The 22,796-nt window shown below is 72.8% G+C and carries 18 protein-coding genes; 13 read left to right on the top strand and 5 right to left on the bottom strand.

The window, feature by feature from the left end; genetic code table 11:
- The first annotated feature begins 85 nt into the window (after window positions 1–85).
- The 5 genes from H9624_RS13045 to H9624_RS13025 are packed head-to-tail and all read left to right on the top strand — an operon-like array spanning window position 86 to window position 5,586.
- Window positions 86–2,659, top strand: coding sequence for a DMSO/selenate family reductase complex A subunit (locus H9624_RS13045; RefSeq protein WP_251840323.1), 2,574 nt, complete (start codon window positions 86–88; stop codon window positions 2,657–2,659).
- Window positions 2,660–2,667: 8 nt separating this feature from the next.
- Entirely contained in the window at window positions 2,668–3,306 is a 639-nt protein-coding gene (locus tag H9624_RS13040) for a DMSO/selenate family reductase complex B subunit (protein ID WP_251840322.1), read from the top strand.
- Window positions 3,306–4,325, top strand: coding sequence for a dimethyl sulfoxide reductase anchor subunit family protein (locus H9624_RS13035; RefSeq protein WP_251840321.1), 1,020 nt, complete (start codon window positions 3,306–3,308; stop codon window positions 4,323–4,325). The genes H9624_RS13040 and H9624_RS13035 overlap by 1 nt, the downstream gene beginning before the upstream one ends.
- Window positions 4,325–4,948, top strand: coding sequence for a hypothetical protein (locus H9624_RS13030; RefSeq protein WP_251840320.1), 624 nt, complete (start codon window positions 4,325–4,327; stop codon window positions 4,946–4,948). Before H9624_RS13035 ends, H9624_RS13030 begins: the two co-directional genes overlap by 1 nt.
- Complete coding sequence (locus H9624_RS13025; protein WP_251840319.1) at window positions 4,945–5,586, top strand: TorD/DmsD family molecular chaperone; 642 nt, start codon at window positions 4,945–4,947, stop codon at window positions 5,584–5,586. Before H9624_RS13030 ends, H9624_RS13025 begins: the two co-directional genes overlap by 4 nt.
- Window positions 5,587–5,665: 79 nt before the next feature.
- On the opposite strand, the gene gatB is transcribed toward H9624_RS13025, so the two are convergent.
- From gatB to gatC, 3 genes are read right to left on the bottom strand one after another with little or no spacing between them, the layout of a single operon-like run.
- Window positions 5,666–7,174 (bottom strand): Asp-tRNA(Asn)/Glu-tRNA(Gln) amidotransferase subunit GatB, encoded by a 1,509-nt coding sequence (gene gatB, locus H9624_RS13020; protein ID WP_251840318.1) that lies wholly within the window; start codon window positions 7,172–7,174, stop codon window positions 5,666–5,668.
- Window positions 7,171–8,694, bottom strand: a complete 1,524-nt coding sequence (gene gatA, locus H9624_RS13015; protein ID WP_251840317.1) for an Asp-tRNA(Asn)/Glu-tRNA(Gln) amidotransferase subunit GatA — start codon at window positions 8,692–8,694, stop codon at window positions 7,171–7,173. The genes gatB and gatA overlap by 4 nt, the downstream gene beginning before the upstream one ends.
- Complete coding sequence (gene gatC / locus H9624_RS13010; protein ID WP_251840316.1) at window positions 8,691–8,990, bottom strand: Asp-tRNA(Asn)/Glu-tRNA(Gln) amidotransferase subunit GatC; 300 nt, start codon at window positions 8,988–8,990, stop codon at window positions 8,691–8,693. The genes gatA and gatC overlap by 4 nt, the downstream gene beginning before the upstream one ends.
- Window positions 8,991–9,063: 73 nt before the next feature.
- Here gatC and H9624_RS13005 point away from each other — a divergent pair, with 73 nt between their 5' ends.
- Both H9624_RS13005 and H9624_RS13000 read left to right on the top strand, forming a co-directional pair.
- Entirely contained in the window at window positions 9,064–10,323 is a 1,260-nt protein-coding gene (locus tag H9624_RS13005; protein ID WP_251840315.1) for a phospholipase D-like domain-containing protein, read from the top strand.
- Between the two features lie 47 nt (window positions 10,324–10,370).
- Window positions 10,371–11,900: an aspartate-alanine antiporter-like transporter gene (locus H9624_RS13000; protein ID WP_286011220.1), complete on the top strand. Its 1,530-nt coding sequence runs from the start codon at window positions 10,371–10,373 to the stop codon at window positions 11,898–11,900.
- 136 nt (window positions 11,901–12,036) lie between these two features.
- On the opposite strand, the gene H9624_RS12995 is transcribed toward H9624_RS13000, so the two are convergent.
- Window positions 12,037–13,101, bottom strand: a complete 1,065-nt coding sequence (locus tag H9624_RS12995; protein WP_251840313.1) for a MupG family TIM beta-alpha barrel fold protein — start codon at window positions 13,099–13,101, stop codon at window positions 12,037–12,039.
- Window positions 13,098–13,640, bottom strand: a complete 543-nt coding sequence (locus H9624_RS12990) for a GNAT family N-acetyltransferase (RefSeq protein ID WP_251840312.1) — start codon at window positions 13,638–13,640, stop codon at window positions 13,098–13,100. The genes H9624_RS12995 and H9624_RS12990 overlap by 4 nt, the downstream gene beginning before the upstream one ends.
- 135 nt (window positions 13,641–13,775) lie before the next feature.
- Between H9624_RS12990 and ligA the strand changes: the two genes are divergently transcribed.
- The 6 genes from ligA (at window position 13,776) to H9624_RS12960 (ending at window position 22,763) form a co-directional block, all read left to right on the top strand.
- Window positions 13,776–16,139: an NAD-dependent DNA ligase LigA gene (gene ligA, locus H9624_RS12985; RefSeq protein WP_251840311.1), complete on the top strand. Its 2,364-nt coding sequence runs from the start codon at window positions 13,776–13,778 to the stop codon at window positions 16,137–16,139.
- 162 nt (window positions 16,140–16,301) lie between these two features.
- A complete protein-coding gene (locus tag H9624_RS12980; RefSeq protein ID WP_251840310.1) occupies window positions 16,302–17,000 on the top strand; it encodes an SOS response-associated peptidase in 699 nt (232 codons plus the stop codon).
- 3 nt (window positions 17,001–17,003) lie between these two features.
- Window positions 17,004–18,464, top strand: coding sequence for a sensor histidine kinase (locus tag H9624_RS12975; RefSeq protein ID WP_251840309.1), 1,461 nt, complete (start codon window positions 17,004–17,006; stop codon window positions 18,462–18,464).
- Complete coding sequence (locus H9624_RS12970) at window positions 18,431–19,147, top strand: response regulator (RefSeq protein WP_504740257.1); 717 nt, start codon at window positions 18,431–18,433, stop codon at window positions 19,145–19,147. The genes H9624_RS12975 and H9624_RS12970 overlap by 34 nt, the downstream gene beginning before the upstream one ends.
- Window positions 19,148–19,371: 224 nt before the next feature.
- Complete coding sequence (locus H9624_RS12965) at window positions 19,372–20,169, top strand: ABC transporter ATP-binding protein (protein WP_372435146.1); 798 nt, start codon at window positions 19,372–19,374, stop codon at window positions 20,167–20,169.
- Window positions 20,169–22,763 carry an ABC transporter permease gene (locus tag H9624_RS12960; protein WP_251840306.1) on the top strand — a complete coding sequence of 865 codons (2,595 nt, stop codon included), beginning with the start codon at window positions 20,169–20,171 and terminating at the stop codon, window positions 22,761–22,763. Before H9624_RS12965 ends, H9624_RS12960 begins: the two co-directional genes overlap by 1 nt.
- Window positions 22,764–22,796 lie beyond the last annotated feature (33 nt).

Below are 22,796 nucleotides of genomic sequence, written 5' to 3'. Positions count from 1 at the left end.
CCTCGCGGACGAAGGTCCCCCGATCCGTGCGCGGGCAGGTGGTCCGATGTCCACAGATGTTGATTTTCTCTCTGGAGGAGACGTGATGAGTCAGACGACCACCGCAACACCCGGCACCAGGCCGGGGCCCAGCCGACGCACCTTCCTCAAGTGGTCGGCGGTGACCGGTGGGGCCGCTGCTCTCGTCTCGACCGCCTCCCACCTCGGGATGCCCGGCGCCTCCCCCGCGGCGGCCGCCGAGGGGCTCGCAGACGCGGACAGGACGGTCTGGTCCGCCTGCACCGTCAACTGCGGCTCGCGCTGCCCGCTGCGTCTGCAGGTCAAGGACGGCACCGTCGTGCGCGTCCTGCCGGACAACACCGGTGACGACCAGCTCGGCAGCCAGCGCGTACTCGCCTGCGTCCGCGGCCGCTCCATCCGTCACCGCATCTACAACCCCGACCGGCTGAAGAAGCCGATGAAGCGCAAGCCCGGGACCAAGCGCGGTGAGGAGCAGTGGGAGGAGATCTCCTGGGAGCAGGCGCTGGACGAGATCACCGACAAGATGAAGGAGATCAAGGCCCAGTACGGCAACGAGGCCTTCTACATCAACTACGGCACCGGCACGCTCGGCTCGACGATGGCCTGCTCGTGGCCGCCGGACGCCACCCCCTTCGCGCGCCTCATGAACACCTGGGGCGGCTACCTCGACCACTACTCCGACTACTCGACGACGGAGATCACCCAGGCCTACCCGTACTTCTACGGCAGCTGGGTCAACGGCAACTCCTTCGACGACGCCGCCAACGCCAAGCTCCAGGTGATGTTCGGGAACAACCCGCTCGAGACCCGGATGTCGGGTGGTGGGCAGCTCGCCGTCACGCAGATGACGCGCAAGGAGCACGGGGTCCGCACGATCGTCATCGACCCGCGCTACTCGGAGACGGCCGCCGTCCTCGGTGACGAGTGGGTGCCCGTCCGCCCCGGCACCGACGCCGCGCTCATCGCCGGCATGATCCACGTGATGCTCGCCGAGGGCCTGCAGGACCAGGACTTCCTCGACACCTACTGCGTGGGCTTCGACGAGCACACCCTGCCCGAGCGCGCGCCGGCCAACTCCTCCTACCGGTCCTACATCGAGGGCCGCGGCCCCGACGGCGTGGAGAAGACCCCGGAGTGGGCCGCCGGCATCACCGGCCTGCCCGCCCAGCGCATCCGCCAGCTGGCCCGCCAGATCGCCGGGGCCAAGCCCTGCGCGATCACCCAGGGCTGGGGCCCGCAGCGCCACGCCAACGGCGAGAACAACGCCCGCGCGATCTTCCTCCTCGCCTGCGTCACCGGGAACGTCGGCATCGCCGGCGGCGGCACCGGCGCCCGCGAGGGCGCCCAGTCCCTGCCCTTCGTCAAGCCGTTCAACTCGGGCACGGCGAACCCCTCGATGAAGATCATCTCGGTGTTCTCGTGGCTCGACGCCATCGACCACGGCCCGGAGATGGACACCTTCAACGCCGGCGTCTGCGAGAAGCCCGCCCCCGGCGTCCGGGACAACAAGGTGCCGGTCGACGAGAACGGCGAGCCCACGAACGTCAAGCTCGACGTGCCGATCAAGATGGTCTGGCAGTACGGCGGCAACTCGATCGTCAACCAGACCGGTGACAACAACCGCTCCGCGGAGATCCTGCAGGACGACTCCAAGTGCGAGCTCATCGTCGTCTGCGACATCCAGTACACCGTCTCGGCGCGCTACGCGGACTACATCCTGCCCGGCACCTCGACGGCGGAGGAGTTCGACGTCCACCCCGGCGAGAACGGCGGGCCGATGGCCTACGGGATCGTCTCGTCCCAGGCCATCGAGCCGCTCTACGAGTGCAGGAGCATCTTCGACATCTGCACCGAGATGGCACGTCGTCTGGGCACCGAGCCGGAGTTCACCGAGGGCAAGAGCCGGGAGGACTGGCTGCGGGAGACCATCGAGGCCACCCGCGAGAACGACCCGGACCTGCCCTCCTACGACGAGTGGAAGGAGCTGGGGATCTACCGCAAGAACCTCGGCCCGGCCATCTCCATGGCGGAGTTCCGCTCCGCCCCCGAGGACAACCCGCTCGCCACGCCGTCGGGCAAGATCGAGGTCTACTCCGACCGGCTGGCGGCCATGTCGGAGAAGTGGACCTTCGGCGTCTTCCGCCCCGAGCAGCCGGGAGACAAGCTCACCGCGCTGCCCGAGCACGTCGACACGTGGGAGGGCGCACTCGCGGCCCGCGAGTCCGACGACCACCCGTTCCAGGTCATCGGGCACCACTACAAGGCCCGCACCCACTCCTCCTACGGCAACGTCGACTGGCTCAAGGAGGCGCACCGCCAGCAGGTGTGGCTCAACACCCTGGACGCCGCCCGCAAGGGCGTCGAGAACGGGGACGAGGTCTTCGTCTACAACGACCGCGGCACCGTCCGCCTCGAGGCCAAGGTGACCGAGCGCATCGCGCCCGGCGTCATCTCCATCCCGCAGGGCGCCTGGTTCGACCCGCGGCCCGCCTCGGAGGTCGCACCGCCCCCGCAGGCCAACCCCGACCGACCCGTCGACATCGCCGGCTCGGTCAACTCACTCACCTCGCTGCACCCCTCGCCGCTCGCGAAGGGCAACGCCGTCCACACGACCATCGCCAACGTGGTCAAGGCCTAGGGAGCATCATGACCGACACCTTCACCGAGGCCGGGGCGGACTACGGCTTCTACTTCGACCAGTCCGCCTGCACCGGCTGCAAGGCCTGCCAGGTGTCCTGCAAGGACAAGCACGACCTACCCATCGGGGTGAACTGGCGCCGGGTGGTGGAGTACTCCGGCGGCTCCTGGCAGGTCGAAGGCGACACCTTCACCCCCAACGTCTTCACCTACTACACCTCTATCTCGTGCAACCACTGCGAGAACCCGGTGTGCATGCAGGTGTGCCCCACCACCGCGATGAGCATGCGCGACGACGGCACCGTCTGGGTCAACGAGGACAAGTGCGTGGGCTGCCGCTACTGCGAGTGGGCCTGCCCCTACTCGGCCCCGCAGTTCAACGTGGAGACAGGGCACATGTCCAAGTGCGACCTCTGCTACGACTACCGCGAGCAGGGCCAGAACCCCGCCTGCGTCGACGCGTGCCCCTCCCGCGCCCTGGACTGGGGCCCCATCGAGGAGCTGCGCAGCAAGTACGGCGACACCGACGCGATCGCGCCGCTGCCCGACCCGTCCGTCACCCGGCCCCACCTCGTGATCACCCCGCACCGCGACGCCCAACCCTGGGACGCCGGCACGGGCCAGATCGCGAACCCGAAGGAGATCTGATGAACGTCCACGAGCTGCCGATGATCATCTTCACCGTCGTCGCGCAGATGAGCGTCGGGGCCTTCATCGTGCTGGGCGTCGTCCAGCTGGTCGCCTCCTTCCGTCATGACGCCCGCACCGTCGACCGGCTCACCGAGCCGATCGTCTACGCCATCGGACCGGCGATGGTCTTCGGGCTGGCTGCGTCCATGCTCCACATGAACGACATCACCAACACGCTCAACGTGTTCCGGAACGTGTCCAGCTCCTGGCTCTCCCGCGAGATCGTCTTCGGCATGGCCTTCGCCGGGCTCGGCTTCGGCTTCGCGCTGGTCCAGTGGTTCAGGATCGGCACCTTCCGCCTACGTCAGCTCCTCGCCGCGGCGACGGCGCTGGCCGGGATCGGTCTCGTCTGGTCGATGTCCCAGATCTACTACTCGCTCGTCACCGTGCCCGCGTGGAACACCCCCGTGGTCCCCTTCCACTTCTTCGCGACGGCGATCATGCTCGGTTCCCTGGCCGTCGGCTCGGCCCTCGTCATCACCACGTGGGTACGCCGGCGGGGCGCCGCCCCCGAGGCGGGCCGCACACCGGCGCCCGCCGAGCAGCAGCCGCCCTCGGCCGGGGGCGGGCTGATGACGGCGGTGCGCGCACGGGTCGCGGAGATCAACGAGCCGACCACGCTCGCCGAGTGGGCGCTGAGCGCCCGGACCATCCAGTGGCTCGCCGTCGCCTCGGCAGTCGCCGGCGTCGCGGTGCTGGTCTCCTACCCTCTCCACATCGCCGACCTCGCTTCCGACCCGGTCGGCGCCGCCTCGGCCGAGGTGTTCAGCGGGGCATTCTTCACCGCTCGACTCCTGCTCCTGAGCCTGTCGACCGTCCTGCTCGCGCTCTTCGTATTCCGCACGGCGACGAGCACGGTGCTGGAGCGGCCCCAGCTCCTCACGGTGCTCATCACCGCTGCCTTCGTCGTCGCGCTGGTGGCCGAGCTCATGGGCCGTTCCCTCCACTACGACTCGATGCTGCGGATCGGCATCTGATGGAGGACCTCCTCGCCCGGGGTGCGCAGGTGGGAACGGCGGGCTTCGTCCTGTCCCGCCTCCTCCTCGAGCCGCCCAGCCAGACGCTCGCGGAGAGCTTCGCCTCGCCGCAGATGCGACAGACCTGGCCGCTGCAGGACGCCCACAGCGTCCACGCCGTCGAGTCGGTGGCCCCCGAGCCGCTCGATGTCGTGGCCCGCGACCACCTGACGATGTTCCGCCGTCGTCCCCCACTCGTGCCGCTGCACGAGTCGGCATGGCGCAGGGACAGCGACGCGGACGCCCTGCGGCGCGAGCTCCTCGGCACCTACGCGGGGACGGTCTTCGCCGGGCTGCCCTCCCCCGCCGACGACCACCTCGGCTTCCAGCTCGCCTTCCTCGCCGACCTCGCCACCCGGGTGGGGCGGCTGCACGCTGCCGGGGACGTGGCCGGTGCAGGTGAGGCGGCGGGGACCGCCCTGCGGTTGCGCGCCGAGCACACCGATCTCGTGGTCGGCCCGGTCATCGAGGGCATCGCCCGCCACGCTCGCACGCGGCTCTACCGCGCCGTCCCCGGCCTGCTGCGTGGCTTCCTCACCGGGCACGCCGCCCTGTGCGCCGCCGTCCCCCAAGGAGTCTCGTGATCGACACCGACCAGCTCGACGACCTCGCCGCAGCCTTCACGGTCCTCGCTCGGTTCCACCAGGAGCCGCCCGACGACGCCGCCCTTGCCGGCCTGCGCGGGCTCCTCGACGAGTGGCCCCTGCCCGGCACCCCCGGCGCGAAGGAGGGGCTGCGCCTCATGCGCGCCTCGCAGGAGACCGGCGAGGATGCCGCGCAGATCCGTCACGACCACGCCTGGCTGTACGGGACGCTGGCCACCGCGCGCGTGGCTCCCTACGAGTCGGTGCACCGTGGCCAGGACCGGCTCGTCTTCGACGCCCACACCCTCGAGGTCCGCGACGCCTACCGCGCGCTGTCCCTCCAGGCGCCGCACCTCAACCGGGAACCGGACGACCACATCGGCCTCGAGCTCGACTTCCTCGCCCAGTCCTGCCTGCGGGCCCTGGACGCGCTCGACCAGGGCTCACCGGGCGACGCCGAGCGCTACGTCCGCCACGGCGCGGACTTCCTGCGCCTGCACCTGCTCGAGTGGGGCCCGGACATGCTCGGCCGGGTGGTGGCCGAGGCCAACACCGCGTTCATGCGGGGCCTCGCCCAGCTCTCCCTCGGCGCGATCGACACCTACGCCCGCGCCACCGGCGTCCCACAGCCCTCCTGAACCCACCCCCTGAACGCCGACAGCCGGATTCCTCGGGAGGAATCCGGCTGTCGGCGTTCTGGCGGCGCGGGCGCGGGGGTCAGGCGCCGACGCGCTCCATGATGAGCTCGCGGACGCGGCCGGCGTCGGCCTGGCCACGGGTGGCCTTCATGACCGCACCGACGATCGCGCCGGCGGCCTGGACCTTGCCGCCGCGGATCTTCTCGGCGACGTCGGGGTTCGCGGCGAGGGCCTCGTCGACGGCGGCGATGAGGGCGCCGTCGTCGGAGACGACCTCGAGGCCGCGGGCCACGACGACCTCCTCGGGGCCGCCCTCCCCGGCGAGCACGCCGGCCAGCACCTGGCGGGCGAGCTTGTCGTTGATCCGGCCGGACTCGACAAGGGCGGCGAGCTCGGCGACCTGCGCGGGAGTGATCGCGAGGTCGGCCAGCTCGATGTTGACGCCCTTGGCGGTGCGGGCGAGCTCGCCCATCCACCACTTGCGGGCGGCGGCGGCGTCCGCGCCGGCGGCGACGGTCGCCTCGATGAGGTCGAGCGCCCCGGCGTTGACGACGTCGCGCATCTCGGCGTCGGCGTAGCCCCACTCCGCCTGCAGGCGCCGACGGCGCAGGGCCGGCAGCTCGGGCAGGCTCGCGCGGATCTCCTCGACCCACTCGCGGCTCGGGGCGAGCGGCACGAGGTCGGGCTCGGGGAAGTAGCGGTAGTCCTCGGCGTCGGACTTCACGCGTCCCGAGGACGTCGTGCCGGTGTCCTCGTGCCAGTGGCGCGTCTCCTGGGTCACCGTCTGCCCGGCGTCGAGCACCGCGGCCTGGCGGGAGATCTCGTAGCGCACGGCCCGCTCGATCGAGCGGAAGCTGTTGACGTTCTTCGTCTCGGTGCGGGTGCCGAGCGGGGCGTCCGGGCTCGGGCGCAGCGAGACGTTGATGTCGGCGCGGACGTTGCCGCGCTCCATCCGCGCCTCGGAGACGCCGAGAGCACGGAAGAGGTCGCGCAGCGTGCTCACGTACGCCCGCGCCACCTCCGGGGCGCGGGCCCCGGTGCCGGTGATCGGGTGGGTGACGATCTCGACGAGCGGCACACCGGCCCGGTTGTAGTCCACGAGGGAGTGCTCGGCGCCGTGGATGCGGCCCCCGGAGCCACCGATGTGGGTGTTCTTCCCGGCGTCCTCCTCCATGTGGGCGCGCTCGACGGCGATCGGCACGAGCGTGCCGTCCTCGAGCTCGACCTCGACGTGCCCCTCGAAGGCGATGGGCTCGTCGTACTGGGAGGTCTGGAAGTTCTTCGGCACGTCCGGGTAGAAGTAGTTCTTCCGGGCGAAGCGGCACGTCTCGGCGATCTCGCAGCCCAGCGCGAGGCCGATGCGGATCGCGTACTCGACGGCGGTGCGGTTGACCACCGGCAGCGTCCCCGGCAGGCCGAGCGAGACCGGGGTCGTCGCGGAGTTGGGCTCCCCGCCGAAGCCGTTCGGTGCGCCGTCGAACATCTTCGAGGCGGTCCCGAGCTCGACGTGGACCTCGATCCCGATGACGGGGTCGTACCGGGCGATCGCGTCGTCGAAGTCGACGAGCTCAGGCGTGGTCGCGGTCATCGGGCAGCCTCCTGGGAGACGGTGGTGGGCAGCGACGGGGCGTCGGCGAGCAGCCGGTGCCCGCGGCGCTCGTCGAGCATGCGCTCGAGGACGGCGCCGACCCGGTAGAGCCGGGCGTCCTGGCGGGCGGGGGCCAGGGCCTGGAAGCCGACGGGCAGGCCGTCGTCGCTCAGGCCGCTGGGCACGGAGATGCCGGGGACGCCGGCGAGGTTCGCCGGGATCGTCGCGACGTCGTTGAGGTACATGGCCAGCGGGTCGTCGAGCTTCTCCCCGAAGCGGAACGCCGTCGTCGGGGTGGTCGGCGAGACGAGGACGTCGGCCTGCTCGAAGGCGGCCGCGAAGTCGCGCTGGATGAGCGTGCGCACCTGCTGGGCGCTGCCGTAGTAGGCGTCGAAGTAGCCCGCGGACAGCGCGTGGGTGCCGAGGATGATGCGGCGCTTGACCTCGTCGCCGAAGCCGGCGCCGCGGGTGGCGGCCATGACGCGCTCGGCGGTCAGCGGCCCCTCGGTGGGCTCGACGCGCAGGCCGAAGCGCATGCCGTCGAACTTGGCGAGGTTGGAGGACGCCTCGGCAGGGAGGATGAGGTAGTAGGCGGCGAGCGCGGAGGCAAAACTCGGGCAGGAGACCTCGACGATCTCGGCCCCGGCCTCGCGCAGGAGGTCGAGGGCGGCGGTGAAGCTCGCCTCGACGCCCGCCTGGTAGCCCTCGCCACCGAGCTCGCGGACCACGCCCACGCGCAGGCCGCGCAGGTCCTGCGCCGAGGCCGCGGCGACGAGGTCCCCGACCGGGTCGGGCAGGGAGGTGGAGTCGCGGGGGTCGTGGCCACCGATGAGCTCGTGGAGCAGCGCGGAGTCGAGCACGGTGCGGGACACCGGGCCGGCCTGGTCGAGGCTCGAGGCGAGCGCGATGAGCCCGTAGCGCGAGACGCCGCCGTAGGTGGGCTTGACGCCCACCGAGCCGGTGACGGCGGCGGGCTGGCGGATCGAGCCACCGGTGTCGGTGCCGATCGCGAGCGGCGCCTGGAAGGCGGCGACGGCGGCCGCCGAGCCACCGCCCGAGCCGCCGGGGATGCGCTCGAGGTCCCACGGGTTGCGGGTGGGGCCGTAGGCGGAGTGCTCGGTGGAGGAGCCCATGGCGAACTCGTCGAGGTTCGTCTTGCCGAGGATCGGCAGGCCGGCAGCGCGCAGCCGCTCGACGATCGTCGCGTCGTAGGGCGGGATCCAGCCCTCGAGCATCTTCGAGGCGGCCGTCGTCGGCTGCCCCTTCGTCACGACGACGTCCTTGACGGCGATCGGCACGCCGGCGAGCGGGTGGAGCTCCTCGCCGCGGGCGCGGCGCTCGTCGATGTCGCGGGCGGTGGCCAGCGCCTCCTCCCCGTTGACGTGGAGGAAGGCGTGGACGGCGCCGTCGACCTCGGCGATGCGGTCCAGGTGCGCCTGGGTCACCTCGACGGAGCTGACCTCCTTGGCGCGCAGTCGCTCCGCCAGCTCCGCGGCGGTCGCGGTGGTGAGCTCGCTCATGCGTCCTCCCCCAGGATCTGCGGCACGAGGAACTGGCCGCCCTCGCTCGCGGGGGCGCCGGAGAGCGCGACCTCGACGGACAGCGGCTCCTCGACGACGTCCTCCCGCATGACGTTGGTCAGCGGGATCGGGTGGCTGGTGGCGGGCACGTCGGGACCGACGAGCTCACCGACCTGGGCGACCGCGTCGGCGATGACGCCGAGCTCCCCCGCGAGGCGCTCGACCTCCTCGTTCGTGAGCTCGATCCGGGCCAGCGCGGCCACGCGCGCAACCTCGGCTGCATTGATGGTGGACATGGCTACCGAGTCTATCGTCCCGGCGCCGGACGACTGCAGGCCCCGCCCGCGCCCGCTGCTCTAGGTTGGGGTCATGAAGCTGAGCACGGTCCGGTACTGGCTGCGCCCCCGGGTCCGACGCACCGTGAAGTGGGGGGTCCTGGGCCTGGCCGGCGCCCAGCTCGCTGCCGCCACCACGGTGTGGGGCGTGGACACGCTGCGGAAGCGGCGCCAGTCCCCCGGGGACGAGTTCCCCCGCACCGACCCGGTGGGCGTGGGCGTCGCGGACTCCGAGCTCACGGTCTACACCTACGGCGAGCACGTGTACGCCGCGATGCTCGAGGCCATCCGCGGCGCACGGGAGTACGTCTTCTTCGAGACCTTCATCTGGAAGGACGACGCCGTCGGCGAGGAGTTCAAGCGTGAGCTCGTCGCGGCGGCCGACCGCGGCGTCCAGGTCTACGTCGTCTTCGACTCGTGGGGCAACCTCGTCGTGCCGCCGCCCTTCAAGCGCTTCCCCGACTCGGTCCACACGCTGAAGTTCCCGCTGTGGCGACCGGGTCTGCTCACCCTCAACATGCGCAAGTCCGGCCGCGACCACCGCAAGATCCTCGTCGTCGACGGCGAGACCGGCTTCGTCGGCGGCTACAACATCGGTGAGCTGTACGCGACGCAGTGGCGCGACACCCACCTGCGCGTCGAGGGCCCGGCCGTGTGGGAGCTCGACAACGCCTTCGTCGACTTCTGGAACGCGCACCGCAAGCCCCACCACCCCGAGCTCGAGGACCGCGGCGCGCACTCGTGGGACTCGCGCATCCGGGCCGCCCGCAACTCCCCGTCGTCGATGCTCTTCCCGGTGCGCGGGGCGTACATCGACGCGATGGACCGGGCGCGCCGCCACGTCCTCATCACCCAGGGCTACTTCATCCCCGACCCGGAGTTCCTCGAGGCGATGCTCGGTGCCGCCAGGCGGGGCGTGGACGTGCGGGTCCTCATCCCCGAGGTCTCCAACCACGTCCTGGCCGACTGGGTGGCCCGCTCCTTCTACGACCGGATCCTGCGTGGCGGGGTGTCGATCTGGCTCTACCAGGGTGCGATGGTCCACGCGAAGACCGCGACCGTCGACGGCCGCTGGACGACCATCGGCACGACGAACATCGACCGGATGTCGATGCTCGGCAACTTCGAGATCAACCTCGAGATCCACGACAGGGACCTGGCCGCGCACATGGAGCAGGTCTTCGCCACCGACCTCACCAACGCCCGCCCGCTGACCATCGAGGAGTGGGAGCGCCGGTCCTTCCTCGCGCGCGTCGGCGAGGCGCTGCTCCACCCGCTGCGCTGGCTGTTCTGAGGGACGGCGTGATCGACCTCCTCGCGGCCAACCCGCTGCTGACGATCATGCTGGTCGTCGCGGCGGGGACGCTGCTCGGCATGGTGCCCTTCGGCCCGGTGCGCTTCGGGGCCGCCGGTGCGCTGTTCGTCGGTCTTGCGGTGGGCGCCGTCGACCCGCGCCTCGGGGAGGGCTTCGGCCTGGTCCAGACGCTGGGCCTAGTCCTCTTCGTCTACATGGTCGGCCTCGCCGCGGGCGGCCGCTTCTTCCGGGACCTGCGCACCCAGCTCCCGCTCCTCGCCGCGGCGGCGGGAGTGCTCGCCGTGGTCGCGGGCGCCGCCGTCGTCCTGGGCCGGGTGCTCGACGTCCCCGCGGGCATGGTGGGCGGCGCCTTCGCCGGTTCGCTCACCGCCACGCCCGCGCTGGCCGCCGCGGCGACGGCGACCGGCACGCAGGAGCCGGCCATCGGCTACTCGCTCGCCTACCCGCTGGGCGTGGTCGTCACGATCGTCATGGTCGCCGTCGTCGTCTCGCGGCCGTGGACGTCCGAGCGCGACCCGCAGCCGCGCGCCGGCATCGGGCTCATCGACGTGAGCGCCGAGGTGCTCCACCCCGGGCCGCTGCGCGAGATCCCCGGCTACGTCGAGGGCACGGTGCGCCTGTCCTACCTCGAGCGTGACGGCCAGATGGGCGTGGTCGAGGAGGACGAGGAGCTGCGGGAGGGGGACCGCGTCGTCGTGGTCGGCAGCCGCCGGGCCGTGCACGACGCCGTCACCCACCTGGGCCGGCGGGTGCACCGGCACCTCGCCCACGACCGCTCGGTCGTCCACTTCCGGCGCTTCGTCGTCTCCGACCGGCGGGTGGCCGGGCGCACCGTCCACGAGCTCGACATCCCCGGGCGCTTCAACGGCGTCGTCACCCGCGTGCGCCGCGGGGACACCGACCTGCTCGCCCACGAGGACCTCGTCCTCCAGCTCGGTGACCGGGTCCGCGTCGTCTTCCCGCGCGGCCGGCTCACCGCGATCTCCGAGCTCTTCGGTGACTCCGAGCGGCGGGTGAGCGAGATCGACCCGCTCTCCCTCGGCACCGGTGTCGCGGTCGGGCTCCTCCTCGGGCTGCTCACCCTGCCCCTGCCCGGCGGGGTGGCCTTCGCGCTCGGCTCGGCGGCCGGGCCGCTCGTCGTCGGGATGGTGCTCGGGCGGCTGGACCGGACCGGGCCGGTCGTGTGGACGCTGCCGAGCTCGGCCAACCTCACGATCCGCCAGCTCGGCCTGCTGCTGTTCCTCGGCGCCACCGGCCTCGCCTCCGGGCAGGCCTTCGTCGCGCAGGCCTTCACGGGACTCGGGCTGCGGGTGGTCGTCGTGGGCGTGGTGCTCACCGCGCTCGCCTGCGCCGGCTTCGTGCTCGTCGCGCGGCTGCTCGGCCAGAGCACCGCCCGGACGGCCGGCGGGCTGGCGGGCTTCGTGGGGCAGCCGGCGATCCTCGCCTACGCGACCTCGCGGGTGAGCGACGAGCGGGTGGAGGCGGGCTACGCCGCCCTCTTCGCCGTCGGGATGATCGCGAAGATCCTCCTCGTGCAGGTCGTCGTCATCCTCTGACCCCTCCTCACGCCGACAGCTGGATCCCGCTCACCGTCCCTGCCCCCCCGTGCGCCGGGAGCTGGGCTCCTCCCCCGCGAGCGGGGCGGGATCCAGCTGTCGGCGGGGAGGGTGGGGTGGGGAGGGTGGGGGCGGGTCAGCGGAGGCGCAGGCGGACGCGCTGGCCCGGGGCGATGCGGCTGAGGAGGTCGTGGTCCTGGGCGACGACGTGGCCCACGACGTTGACGGTCGCGTCCGCCGGGAGGTCACGCCGCTGGATCGCGATCTCGCCCTTGTAGCGGCCGGCGGCGTCGTTGTCGACGGTCACCGAGCCCAGCGCCCGCCCCACGGTGGGGCCGGCGGGGATCGTGACGTCGGCGAGCGCTCCGCGGGCGCCCTCGAGGCGGACCATCGCGGCGGCGTCGTCGGTGCGGTTGCGGTCCAGGACGGCGAGCCGCTCGGCCACGGCCTGCGGCACGGGCGCCGTCAGCTCGGCCTCGAGCTCGACGACGTCCTCCAGCGCCCAGGCCCGCCAGGCACGGCGGGTGCGCTCGGACAGGGAGGGGTCGCCGACGAAGATGTCGTCGATGCCGGCGCGGCGCAGGTCCAGGGCCGCCGCCACCGGATGGACGTCGCGGTGCCGCTCGAGGGTGGGCAGCCCGAAGCCGAGCGGGATGCGCCGCAGCCCGTCCCCCGGGACCCACGCCTGCACGGTGAAGCCGAGGTCGTGGAACATCCGGGTCTGGGCGTCGAGGAACTCGTCGGACAGGCCGGTCCACGGCTTGGGGTAGAAGTTGTGGGAGATGCCGATGCCCTCGGTGCGCAGCCCCATGCCGACGAGGCGCTCGAAGTCGCCCGCCGTCGCGGTCGAGGCGTTGAACCAGATCGGGATCGAGCGGGACAGCGCGACGATCTCCTCGTCGCTCAGCCCGTAGTCCACGCGCAGGGCGCTGACTCCCCACTCGCGCATCGTGCCCGCCGTCGTCACGTCCAGTCCGACGGCCGCGAGCGACGGGCCGGAAATGTCGACGACGAGGCCGAGCCCGGCGTCCTGCGCGAGCGAGCCGACGCGCTGCATGCGGGCGCGGAAGTCGCCGTCGGGCTCCTCGGGCACGTGCAGGGAGCCGAAGAGCATGGTGAAGCCGTCCTCGCGGGCGGTGGCGCAGACCTCCTCGGCGACGTCGAGGTGGCGGAAGTAGGCGGACAGGCCGAAGCTCGTCACGAGGGCTCCTCCAGGGGCAGGCGGTAGACGCTGAGGGTGGGGGCGGTACCGTCGGCGAGCGCCTGGGGGTCCCAGTCGGCCACCCAGTCGCGCTCGACGACGCGGTCGAAGCCGTAGCGCTGGTAGACCCGGTGCGCCGACGACATGGCGGGCAGCGAGGACAGGACGAGCGCGTCGTAGCCGCCTGCCCGCCCGAGCTCCTCGGCGGCGGCGAGCAGGGCGAGGGAGACCTTTCGGCCCTGGTGCTGCGGTGCCACTGCCAGCATGCGGATCTCCAGCTCACCCGCGACGGCCACCTCCGCCTCGGGCGTGCCCGCCTCGACCAGGGTGAGTCCGCCGAGGACCTCATCGGCCTCGTAGGCGGCCAGGACGGCGACGACGTGCGGCAGGCGGCTGGCGACGTCCCGCAGGTCCTGGGCGTAGCCGTCCTCGGGCCCGATGACCGCCCCGGAGACGTAGGCCTCGGCCAGCACCCGGCCGAGACGCTCGGCATCGGCGGGGTCGACAGGGCGAACCTCGACGGTACGGACGGTCCTCACAGGGCGTCACCTCCTCGCTTGCAACGATCGGCTCACGGAGCCGTTCGGCTGTCCGTCAGCGACCTCGAACCGGCCCGGGCACAGTCTGGCAGGCACTCCGGGCCTATGTCGCCGGGCCTTCGTAAACTGACCGGCGTGGCACACACCGGACCCGAGCCCGTCTCCCTCCACCAGGCACGCGAGGAGGCCCTCGCGCTAACCGAGCAGATCAACGCCGCGCGCGAGGCGTACTACGGCCAGGACACCTCGCCCGTCGACGACGCGACCTTCGACGGGTGGATGCGGCGCCTGGAGGACCTCGAGCGCCGACACCCCGAGCTGCAGAGTCAGGACTCTCCGACCCAGCGCGTCGGGGCACCCGGGGCGACGGACCTGCCCACCATCGTGCACGCCGAGCGGATGCTCAGCCTCGACAACGTCTTCTCTCCGGAGGAGCTGCGGGAATGGTGCGCGAAGACGGAGGCAGCCGCCGGCCGAGCGGTGGCCTGGCTGACCGAGCTGAAGATCGACGGCGCGGCCGTGTCCCTGCGCTACGAGCACGGCGTGCTCACCTCCGCGGCCACCCGCGGCGACGGTCACACGGGCGAGCTCGTGACGAGCAACGTGCGCCGCTTGAGCTTCATCCCGCAGCGGCTCGCCGGGGAGGGCCACCCGCCCATCGTCGAGGTGCGCGGGGAGGTGTTCATCCCCGTCGCCGCCTTTGAGGAGCTCAACGCGCTGCAGGCGCGGCTGCGCGACCGCGCCGTCGAGGAGGCCCGCGAGCGAGCGCAGACGCGGACGCGTCCCTTCGACGAGGAGCGGGCGCGCGAGAGCGCCGCCCGCCGGTTCCCGGCCTTCGCCAACCCGCGCAACGCTGCGAGCGGTGGGCTGCGTCAGCTCCTGGAAAAGAAGACGGGTCTTGAGCACGAGGCCGGTGTGGCCCGGCTCAAGGCCCTCTCCTTCTACGCCCACGGCTTCGGCGCCTGGGACGACCCGCCCGTCGCCGCGCAGAGCGAAATCTACGACCTGCTGGCCGGCTGGGGCGTGCCGGTGAGCCCCCGCACGCGCGTGCTGCACGACGTCGCGGAGGTGCTCGCGTTCGTCGAGCAGTACGGGCGTGAGCGGCACGAGATCGAGCACGAGCTCGACGGCGTGGTCGTCAAGGTCGACGAGTTCGCTCTGCACTCCGAGCTAGGCCAGACGAGCCGCGCACCCCGCTGGGCGATCGCCTACAAGTACCCGCCCGAGGAGGTCCACACGCGCCTGCTCGACATCCGCATCGGGGTCGGGCGTACCGGCCGCGCCACCCCGTACGCCGTCATGGAGCCCGTCCACGTCGCGGGAAGCACGGTGCGGCAGGCCACGCTCCACAACCAGGAGATCGTCGAGGCCAAGGGGGTACTCATCGGGGACACGGTGGTGCTCCGCAAGGCCGGTGACGTCATTCCCGAGGTCCTCGGGCCGGTCGCGGAGCGCCGCGACGGCAGCGAGCGGCCCTTCGTCATGCCCGCCGAGTGCCCCGAGTGCGGCACGCCGCTGCGGCCGATGAAGGAGGGCGACATCGACCTCCGGTGCCCGAACGCGCGCTCCTGCCCTGCGCAGGTGCGTGGTCGGGTCGAGCACATCGGCTCGCGTGGCGCGCTGGACATTGACGCCCTCGGGGAGGTGACCGCGGCAGCCCTCACGCAGCCCGCTACTCCGGCCGAACCGCCACTGACCACCGAGGCCGGGCTCTTCGACCTCGAGCTCGACCAGCTCGTGCCGATCGAGGCCGTCGTGCGCGACAACGAGACGGGCGAACCGCGGGTCGACGAGAACGGCGAGCCGGTACGCCGCCGCCCGTTCCAGCGCGTGGAGCTCACCTACCCGCCGGGGTTCGAGAACGCCACGCCCGCCGAGCGCCGCAAGCTGGGGGTGCGGAAGAACTTCCGGCAGGTCCACCCCTCGGCCCAGGCCCTCACGTTGCTGGAGGAGCTCGAGAAGGCCAAGACGAAGGAGCTGTGGCGCCAGCTCGTCGCGCTCAACATCCGGCACGTCGGTCCGGTCGCCGCCCGCGCGCTGGCCTCCCACTTCGGGTCGCTCAACGCGATCCGCGACGCGGAGCACGCCGAGCTGGCCGCGGTGGAGGGCGTGGGCGGGATCATCGCCGACGCCGTCCAGGACTGGTTCGAGATCGACTGGCACCGAGAGATCGTCGAGCGTTGGTCAGCAGCCGGGGTCCAGTTCGCCATCCCCGGTCACCCTGGGCCTGGATCCGCTGCCGTGACCGGTGGGGTGCTGGACGGCCTGACCGTCGTCGTCACCGGCTCGATCGAGGGCTACACCCGGGACGGTGCCAAGGAGGCGGTCATCGCCGCCGGTGGCAAGGCCGCGACCAGCGTGAGCAAGAAGACGGACTACGTCGCCGCCGGCCCAGGTGCTGGCTCCAAGCTCGCCAAGGCGGAGGAGCTCGGGCTGCCCATCCTCGACGCCGCGCAGTTCCGCACGCTCGTTGAGCAAGGCCCGGACGCCCTGGCCTGAGACCTGCTGCCCCCGAGACGTCCCGCCGCCGGCTCCCGGCCGCGAGCTCGGAGCGGCGGACCCCGGCGACAGCAAGGTCCACCCGTGGGGGGAGGCCACCACGGGCACAGGTCAACCCGACGGGGGACGCCGGGTGTCGGCGCCCCCTGGCACGCTATGACCATGTGCGGCCGTTATGCATCCTTCCGTCAGGCTCAGGAGCTCGCTGACGCCTTCGACGTCGACGAGATCGCCGATGAGGCGATCGATGTCCACCCCTCCTTCAACGTGGCACCCACCGACCAGGTCCGCGTCGTCCTCGAGCGCGCGGACAGCGGCCGGCAGATGCACGCCGCCCGCTGGGGGCTGGTGCCGGCCTTCGCCAGCGACCCGAAGATCGGGGTGCGGATGATCAACGCGCGCATCGAGACCGTCGCAGAGAAGAACGCCTTCGCCAAGTCGCTGCGCACGCGCCGCTGCATCCTGCCGGCCGACGGGTACTACGAGTGGCGCAAGAACCCCGACGGCTCCAAGACGCCCCACTTCATCCACCGGGCCGACGCCGCCCCTCTCGCCTTCGCCGGCCTCTACGCCTTCTGGCGCGACCCCAGCAAGGCCGAGTCCGACCCCAACCGCTGGCTGCTGTCCACGACGATCCTCACCCAGCCGGCCCGCTCGCAGCTCGCCGGCATCCACGACCGCGAGCCCGTCGTGCTGCGCCGCGCCGCGGTCGCGCAGTGGCTGGACCTGTCGGTCACCACCCCGGAGGAGGCCCTCGCGGCCATCGCCCCCGAGCGGCCGCGCCTCCAGTTCCACCGCGTCGGCCCGCAGGTGGGCAACGTCCGGGTGGACTCCCCCGCCCTCATCGAGCCGGTGGACTGACCGGTGACCACGCCCCCCAGCCCGCCGGGGTCGCCGTGGGGCCCCTACCCGCCCCCGCCCCCGCAGCCCACGCCGCACGGCGGGCCCCAGCCCTGGCAGGGGCCGGGCGCGTGGCGCGGCCCTGCCGCAGGGCTGCCCGGCGCGTCCCGGCCGCCGGAGCCGGCCCTGCGTGACAGCAGCCGTGTCGCCGACCTCCTCGTCGCGCTCGTGCTGGCGGTGTTCATCGCACTGCCCTCGATCCTGTCGGCCGGCGCAGCGCCCAGCGGCCCCGGTGTCTTCATGGGGCTGGTGGCGTCGGTCGTCATGCCGGCCGCGCTCTACTGGCGCCGGTCACGCCCGGTGCCGTCCGCCGTCGCCGTCTACGCGGCGGCGCTCCTCCACTTCGCCGCGGGGGCGCCCCTCGTCGTCGCCGACGTCCTCATCTTCGTCGCGCTGTACTCCGTGACCGTCTACGGCCCGGTGTGGGCCGGACGCCTCGCCCTGGGCAGCGCCCTCTTCGGCTCGCTGCTCCTCGCGGCGTGGCTCGCGGGGTCGTCCGGGCCGGGGCTCGCCGGCGGTGAGCTCAGGAACCTCTCCTTCTCCTTCGAGGACCTCGTCTTCATCGCCGTCATCGGGGCCCTGCTCGGCGTGGTGTGCCTGTTCGTCTGGGCGATGGGCCTGGTCCGGCGCAGCCGGCTGGCCCACACCGAGACGCTCGCCGAGCGGGCGGCCCGCCTCGAGATCGAGCGTGACCAGCAGGCCCAGATCGCCACGGCCGCCGAGCGGTCGCGGATCGCGCGCGAGATGCACGACATCGTCGCCCACTCGCTGTCGGTCGTCATCGCCCAGGCCGACGGCGGGCGCTACGCGGCCGCCGCGGACCCGGAGGCCGCCACCCGGGCGCTCACGACGATCAGCGAGACCGGCCGTGCCGCCCTCGCGGACATGCGCAAGATCCTCGGCGTCCTGCGCGCCCCCGGCACCGACGACCAGCCGGAGACCACCACCCCCCAGCCCATCGACGCCGACCTCGACGCGCTCGTCGACCAGGTGCGGTCCTCCGGCCTGGACGTCTCACTCGTCCGCGTGGGGCAGGCGCGGTCACTCCCGCCGGGGCTGGGCCTCACGGTCTACCGCATCTGCCAGGAGGCGCTGACGAACGTGCTCAAGCACGGCGGGCCCTCCGCGAGCGCCACCGTGATGCTCCAGTGGGCCCCGCAGCGCATCTCGATCCAGGTGGACGACACCGGCCGGGGCGCGGCGGCGACGAGCGACGGCGCCGGGCACGGGCTGCTCGGCATGCGTGAGCGGGTCGCGATGTTCGCCGGCACCTTCGACGCCGGCGCGAAGCCGGGCGGCGGCTACCGGGTGCGGGCCGAGATCCCGCTCCCGGGCGGCCAGCCGACCGGGGTGCCGTTCGGCAGCGACGCCGCTCCGCTCGCTCCGGCATCATGGCCGCAGCCCCAGCAGAACGGAACCCCGTGAGCACCTCCCCCGAGTCCGCCCCCATCCGCGTCGCCCTCGTCGACGACCAGCAGCTCGTGCGCGCCGGTTTCGCGCTGGTCATCAACTCCCAGCCGGACATGGAGGTCGTGGGCGAGGCCTCCGACGGCGCGCAGGCGCTGCGTCTGCTCGACTCCTACGCCGCCGACGTCGTCCTCATGGACGTGCGCATGGCCGGCATGGACGGCCTCACCGCCACGGAGCAGCTGACCTCACGCGGCGCGGACGGCCCGAAGGTCGTCATCCTCACGACCTTCGACCTCGACGAGTACGTCATGCGGGCGATCAAGGCCGGCGCGAGCGGCTTCCTCCTCAAGGACGTCCCCCCGGAGGACATGCTCCACGCCATCCGTACCGTCCACGCCGGCGACGGCGTCATCGCGCCCTCGTCCACCAAGCGGCTCATCGAGCGCCTCGCCGTCATCCTCCCGGACGAGCAGAAGGCGCCGCCCGCCGTCCTGGAGTCCCTCACCGACCGCGAGCGCGAGGTGCTCGTCCTCATGGCCCGGGGCCGCAGCAACACCGAGATCGCGGCGGACCTCTTCGTCGCCGAGGCCACCGTCAAGACCCACGTCGGCCGGGTGCTGTCCAAGCTCGGTGCCCGGGACCGGGTGCAGGCCGTCGTCGTCGCCTACGAGACCGGGCTGGTCACGCCCGGGTCGTAGGCAGCCTCACGGCGCCCGCAGCGAGGAGCGGGAGCGACGCCGTCGTCCCCCGGCCCATGTGCCGGGGGCGAGTCGCCGCGCCCTGCGGCGCGCGCGACGTGCGGCCGGCGGACCGGGCGCCGCCACGCCGGTATGACGGCGGGGGCGGGCACGTACGACCACGGGATGACCCGAGAACGGGTCCACGGCACGACGCGGTGTCGCAGGCCGCGCCCGTAGCGTCGATGACATCACCAGACGCGGCCCAGCGCCGCCCCACCGAGGAGAACCCAGTGAGCACTTCCCCCAGCCGAGCGGCCGTCCGCGCCCGCTCCCTGAGCAAGGTCTACGGCAGCGGGGACGTCGCCGTCCACGCGTTGCGCGGCGTCGACGTCGCCTTCACCGCCGGTGAGTTCACCGCCATCATGGGCCCCTCCGGCTCGGGCAAGTCCACGCTCATGCACCTGCTCGCCGGCCTCGACACCGCGACGGACGGCCAGGTGGTCCTCGGGGACACCGAGCTCACGAACCTCGACGACACGGCGCTCACGCTCCTGCGCCGCGAGCGCGTCGGCTTCGTCTTCCAGTCCTTCAACCTGCTGCCGATGTTCACGGCGCTGCAGAACATCACGCTGCCGTGCGAGCTCGCCGGCACGGCGCCCGACCAGGCGTGGCTCGACACCCTCGTCGACACCCTCGGCCTGCGGGAGCGCCTCACCCACCGGCCCAGCGAGATGTCCGGCGGCCAGCAGCAGCGCGTGGCGATCGCCCGCGCCCTCATCACCCGCCCCGAGGTCGTCTTCGCCGACGAGCCCACCGGCAACCTCGACTCCCGCTCGGGCGCGGAGGTGCTGTCCTTCCTGCGCACCAGCGTGCGGGAGCTCGGCCAGACGGTCGTCATGGTCACCCACGACCCGACGGCCGCGTCCTACGCCGACAGCGTCGTCCTCCTCGCCGACGGCCGCATCGCCGGCACGATCGAGCGTCCCACCCCCGAGGCCGTCCTCGCCGGGCTCGACGCGCTGCGCACGGTGAACGCCTGATGCTGCGCCTCACCCTCACCCAGATGCGCCGCAGCAGCGGCCGCCTCTTCGCCGCCGGGCTGGCGATCATGCTCGGCACCGCGTTCATCGCCGCCACCCTCCTGGGCACCGCGGTCATCCGTGACACCACCTACGGCGCGGTCACCGCCGACATCGCCGACGCGGACGTCGTCGTCCCCGCCGGTGGCGACCTCATCACCCCCGAGCAGCTCGACGAGGTGCGGGCGCTGTCCGGCGTCGCCGTCGCCGACGGCCGCCTCACCGTCTTCGGCTCGCTCGTGGCGGAGGGCCGGCAGGACTGGTCCGCCGTGGAGACCGTCGGTTCCCCCGGCCTCTCCGCCGCCACGCTCGTCGAGGGCGAGCTCCCGACGGCGCCTGGCCAGACCGCGGTCAGCGCCTCCTCCGCCGAGCGGCTGGAGATCGGGCTCGGCGACACGCTGCGGCTCACCGCGGACGTCTACCTGCCCGTGCCCGCCGGCGTGGAGGAGACCCGCCCCGTCGCCGAGGACGAGCTCACCGTCGTCGGGCTCCTGCAGAACCCCTCGCCGCTCGTGGGCGGCAGCTCCACCGTGCTCGTCACCGAGGCCCAGCGCGACGCCTGGGTGGAGGAGACCGGCCTCCCCCTCGCCTTCGACGAGCTCGTCGTGCGGGCCGCCGACGGCGCCACCGCCGAGTCCGTGGCAGCGGACGTCGCCGACGTGCTGCCCGAGGCCACCGTCTACACCGGTGAGGCCTTCGCCCAGCAGCGGCTCCAGGAGCTCACCGGCCAGGCCTACATCCTCAGCGCCGTCATCCTCGCCTTCGGGGCGCTGGCCATGTTCGTCGCCGCCATCGTCATCACCAACACCTTCCAGGTGCTCGTCGCCCAGCGCACCCACACCCTGGCGCTCCTGCGGGCCGTCGGCGCGACCAAGCGGCAGGTCCGCCGCTCGGTGCTCACCGAGGCCCTCATCCTCGGCGTGGTCGCCGGCGTCAGCGGCCTCCTCCTCGGCACGGCCCTGGCGCAGGGCGCCCTGTGGGTGCTGGGCGCCCAGGACCTGCCCTTCGCGATCCCCGAGACCGTGACCGTCACGGCGGCCGCCGTCCTCGTCCCCGTCGTCACGGGTGCGCTCGTCACGGTGCTCGCCGCCCTGTCCCCGGCCCGGGCGGCCACCGTGGTCTCCCCGCTCGCCGCGCTGCGCCCGCCGCAGCCGCCGGACCCGCGGGGCGCCTCACGCAAGCGGGTCGTCGCCTCGATCCTCCTCATCGTCGCGGGTGGCCTCATGGTCGCCACCGCCCCGCTCGTCGCGGCCTCCGACACGGGTGAGGAGACCGCCCTCCTCGGCGGGCTCGCGCTCGGCATCCTCGGCGGCTTCGTGTCCTTCGCCGGCGTCATGCTCGGCATGGTGTTCGTCGTCCCGTCCGTCGTCCGCGCCCTCGGTGCGGTCGCACGGCGCCTGGGCGGCGGCACCCCGGCCCGGATCGCGACGGCGAACGCCATCCGCAACCCGCGACGGACCGCCGCGACCACCACCGCGCTCGTCATCGGCGTCACGCTCGTCGCCCTCATGTCGACCGGGGCGGTCAGCGCCCGTGCCAGCCTCGACGCGATGCTCCGCAGCGAGTTCCCGGTCGACCTCGTCGTCCGGTCCAGCGCGTGGGACTCGGACACGGGCCGCACCAGCACCCTCACGCCCGCCCAGGTCGACACGGTCGAGCGCACGGAGAACGTCGCCGCGACCCTCGAGGTCTCCGAGGCGGTGGTCTCCTTCCCGACCCCCGACGGCGAGATGGAGACGAGCGTCAGCCTCATCGACCGGGAGGCCGCCGAGAACGTCATGCTCGACGCGTCGCAGCTCGAGGGGCTCGACTCCGACACCCTCCTCGTCGGGACCGGCTGGGCCCGCTCGCGAGGCGTCACGGACGGGCAGACGCTCACCCTGGGAGAGGCGGAGCTGACGGTGAGCGTCGACGGCTCCGGCGACTGGGCCTACGCCCCGGCCGAGCTGCGCGAGGCGATCGACCCCGAGGCACCCGTCACCGAGCTGTGGGCGCGGCTGTCCGGCAGCGAGCACACCGCGACGATCACCGCGGTCTCCGACCGGCTCACCGAGGCGCAGTCCAGCATCACCGACGACCCCGACGCCATGTACAACACCCCGTACGTCGACGGCCCGGCCGCCCAGCGGGAGGTCTTCGAGCAGGTCATCAACACCCTGCTGGCGATCGTCGTCGGACTGCTCGCCGTCGCCGTCGTCATCGCGCTCATCGGGGTGGCCAACACGCTGTCCCTGTCGGTCATCGAGCGGCGCCGCGAGTCCGCCCTGCTGCGGGCCATGGGCCTCACCCGTGGCCAGCTGCGCGGGATGCTCGCCGTCGAGGGCCTGTTCCTCGCCCTGGCCGGCGTCCTCATCGGCGCCGTCCTCGGTCTCCTGTACGGCTGGGCCGGGACCGCGGTCATGCTCGGCCCGTCCGGTGAGCTCCAGCTCGCGGTGCCGTGGGGCTACCTCGCCGCGATCGTCGTCGTCGCCCTCATCGCCGGGCTCGGTGCCTCGGTGCTGCCCGCCCGCAGCGCCGTCCGCACCCCGCCCGTGGCCGCCCTCGCGGCCGAGTAGACCCGTGGGGGGGGGGGGGGGGGGGGGGGGGGG

The sequence above is a fragment of the Oceanitalea stevensii genome, assembly GCF_014837105.1.
Taxonomy (GTDB): domain Bacteria; phylum Actinomycetota; class Actinomycetes; order Actinomycetales; family Actinomycetaceae; genus Oceanitalea; species Oceanitalea stevensii.
This window is presented reverse-complemented; position numbering and strand designations above follow the sequence as displayed.

Excerpts from the sequence above, each read along its gene's own strand:
- H9624_RS13045 (WP_251840323.1), top strand. The coding sequence starts at position 86 with ATGAGTCAGACGACCACCGCAACACCCGGCACCAGGCCGGGGCCCAGC.
- H9624_RS13040 (WP_251840322.1), top strand. The coding sequence starts at position 2,668 with ATGACCGACACCTTCACCGAGGCCGGGGCGGACTACGGCTTCTACTTC.
- H9624_RS13035 (WP_251840321.1), top strand. The coding sequence starts at position 3,306 with ATGAACGTCCACGAGCTGCCGATGATCATCTTCACCGTCGTCGCGCAG.
- H9624_RS13030 (WP_251840320.1), top strand. The coding sequence starts at position 4,325 with ATGGAGGACCTCCTCGCCCGGGGTGCGCAGGTGGGAACGGCGGGCTTC.
- gatB (WP_251840318.1), bottom strand. The coding sequence starts at position 7,174 with ATGACCGCGACCACGCCTGAGCTCGTCGACTTCGACGACGCGATCGCC.
- gatA (WP_251840317.1), bottom strand. The coding sequence starts at position 8,694 with ATGAGCGAGCTCACCACCGCGACCGCCGCGGAGCTGGCGGAGCGACTG.
- gatC (WP_251840316.1), bottom strand. The coding sequence starts at position 8,990 with ATGTCCACCATCAATGCAGCCGAGGTTGCGCGCGTGGCCGCGCTGGCC.
- H9624_RS13005 (WP_251840315.1), top strand. The coding sequence starts at position 9,064 with ATGAAGCTGAGCACGGTCCGGTACTGGCTGCGCCCCCGGGTCCGACGC.
- H9624_RS13000 (WP_286011220.1), top strand. The coding sequence starts at position 10,371 with ATGCTGGTCGTCGCGGCGGGGACGCTGCTCGGCATGGTGCCCTTCGGC.
- H9624_RS12980 (WP_251840310.1), top strand. The coding sequence starts at position 16,302 with ATGTGCGGCCGTTATGCATCCTTCCGTCAGGCTCAGGAGCTCGCTGAC.
- H9624_RS12970 (WP_504740257.1), top strand. The coding sequence starts at position 18,431 with ATGGCCGCAGCCCCAGCAGAACGGAACCCCGTGAGCACCTCCCCCGAG.
- H9624_RS12965 (WP_372435146.1), top strand. The coding sequence starts at position 19,372 with ATGACATCACCAGACGCGGCCCAGCGCCGCCCCACCGAGGAGAACCCA.
- H9624_RS12960 (WP_251840306.1), top strand. The coding sequence starts at position 20,169 with ATGCTGCGCCTCACCCTCACCCAGATGCGCCGCAGCAGCGGCCGCCTC.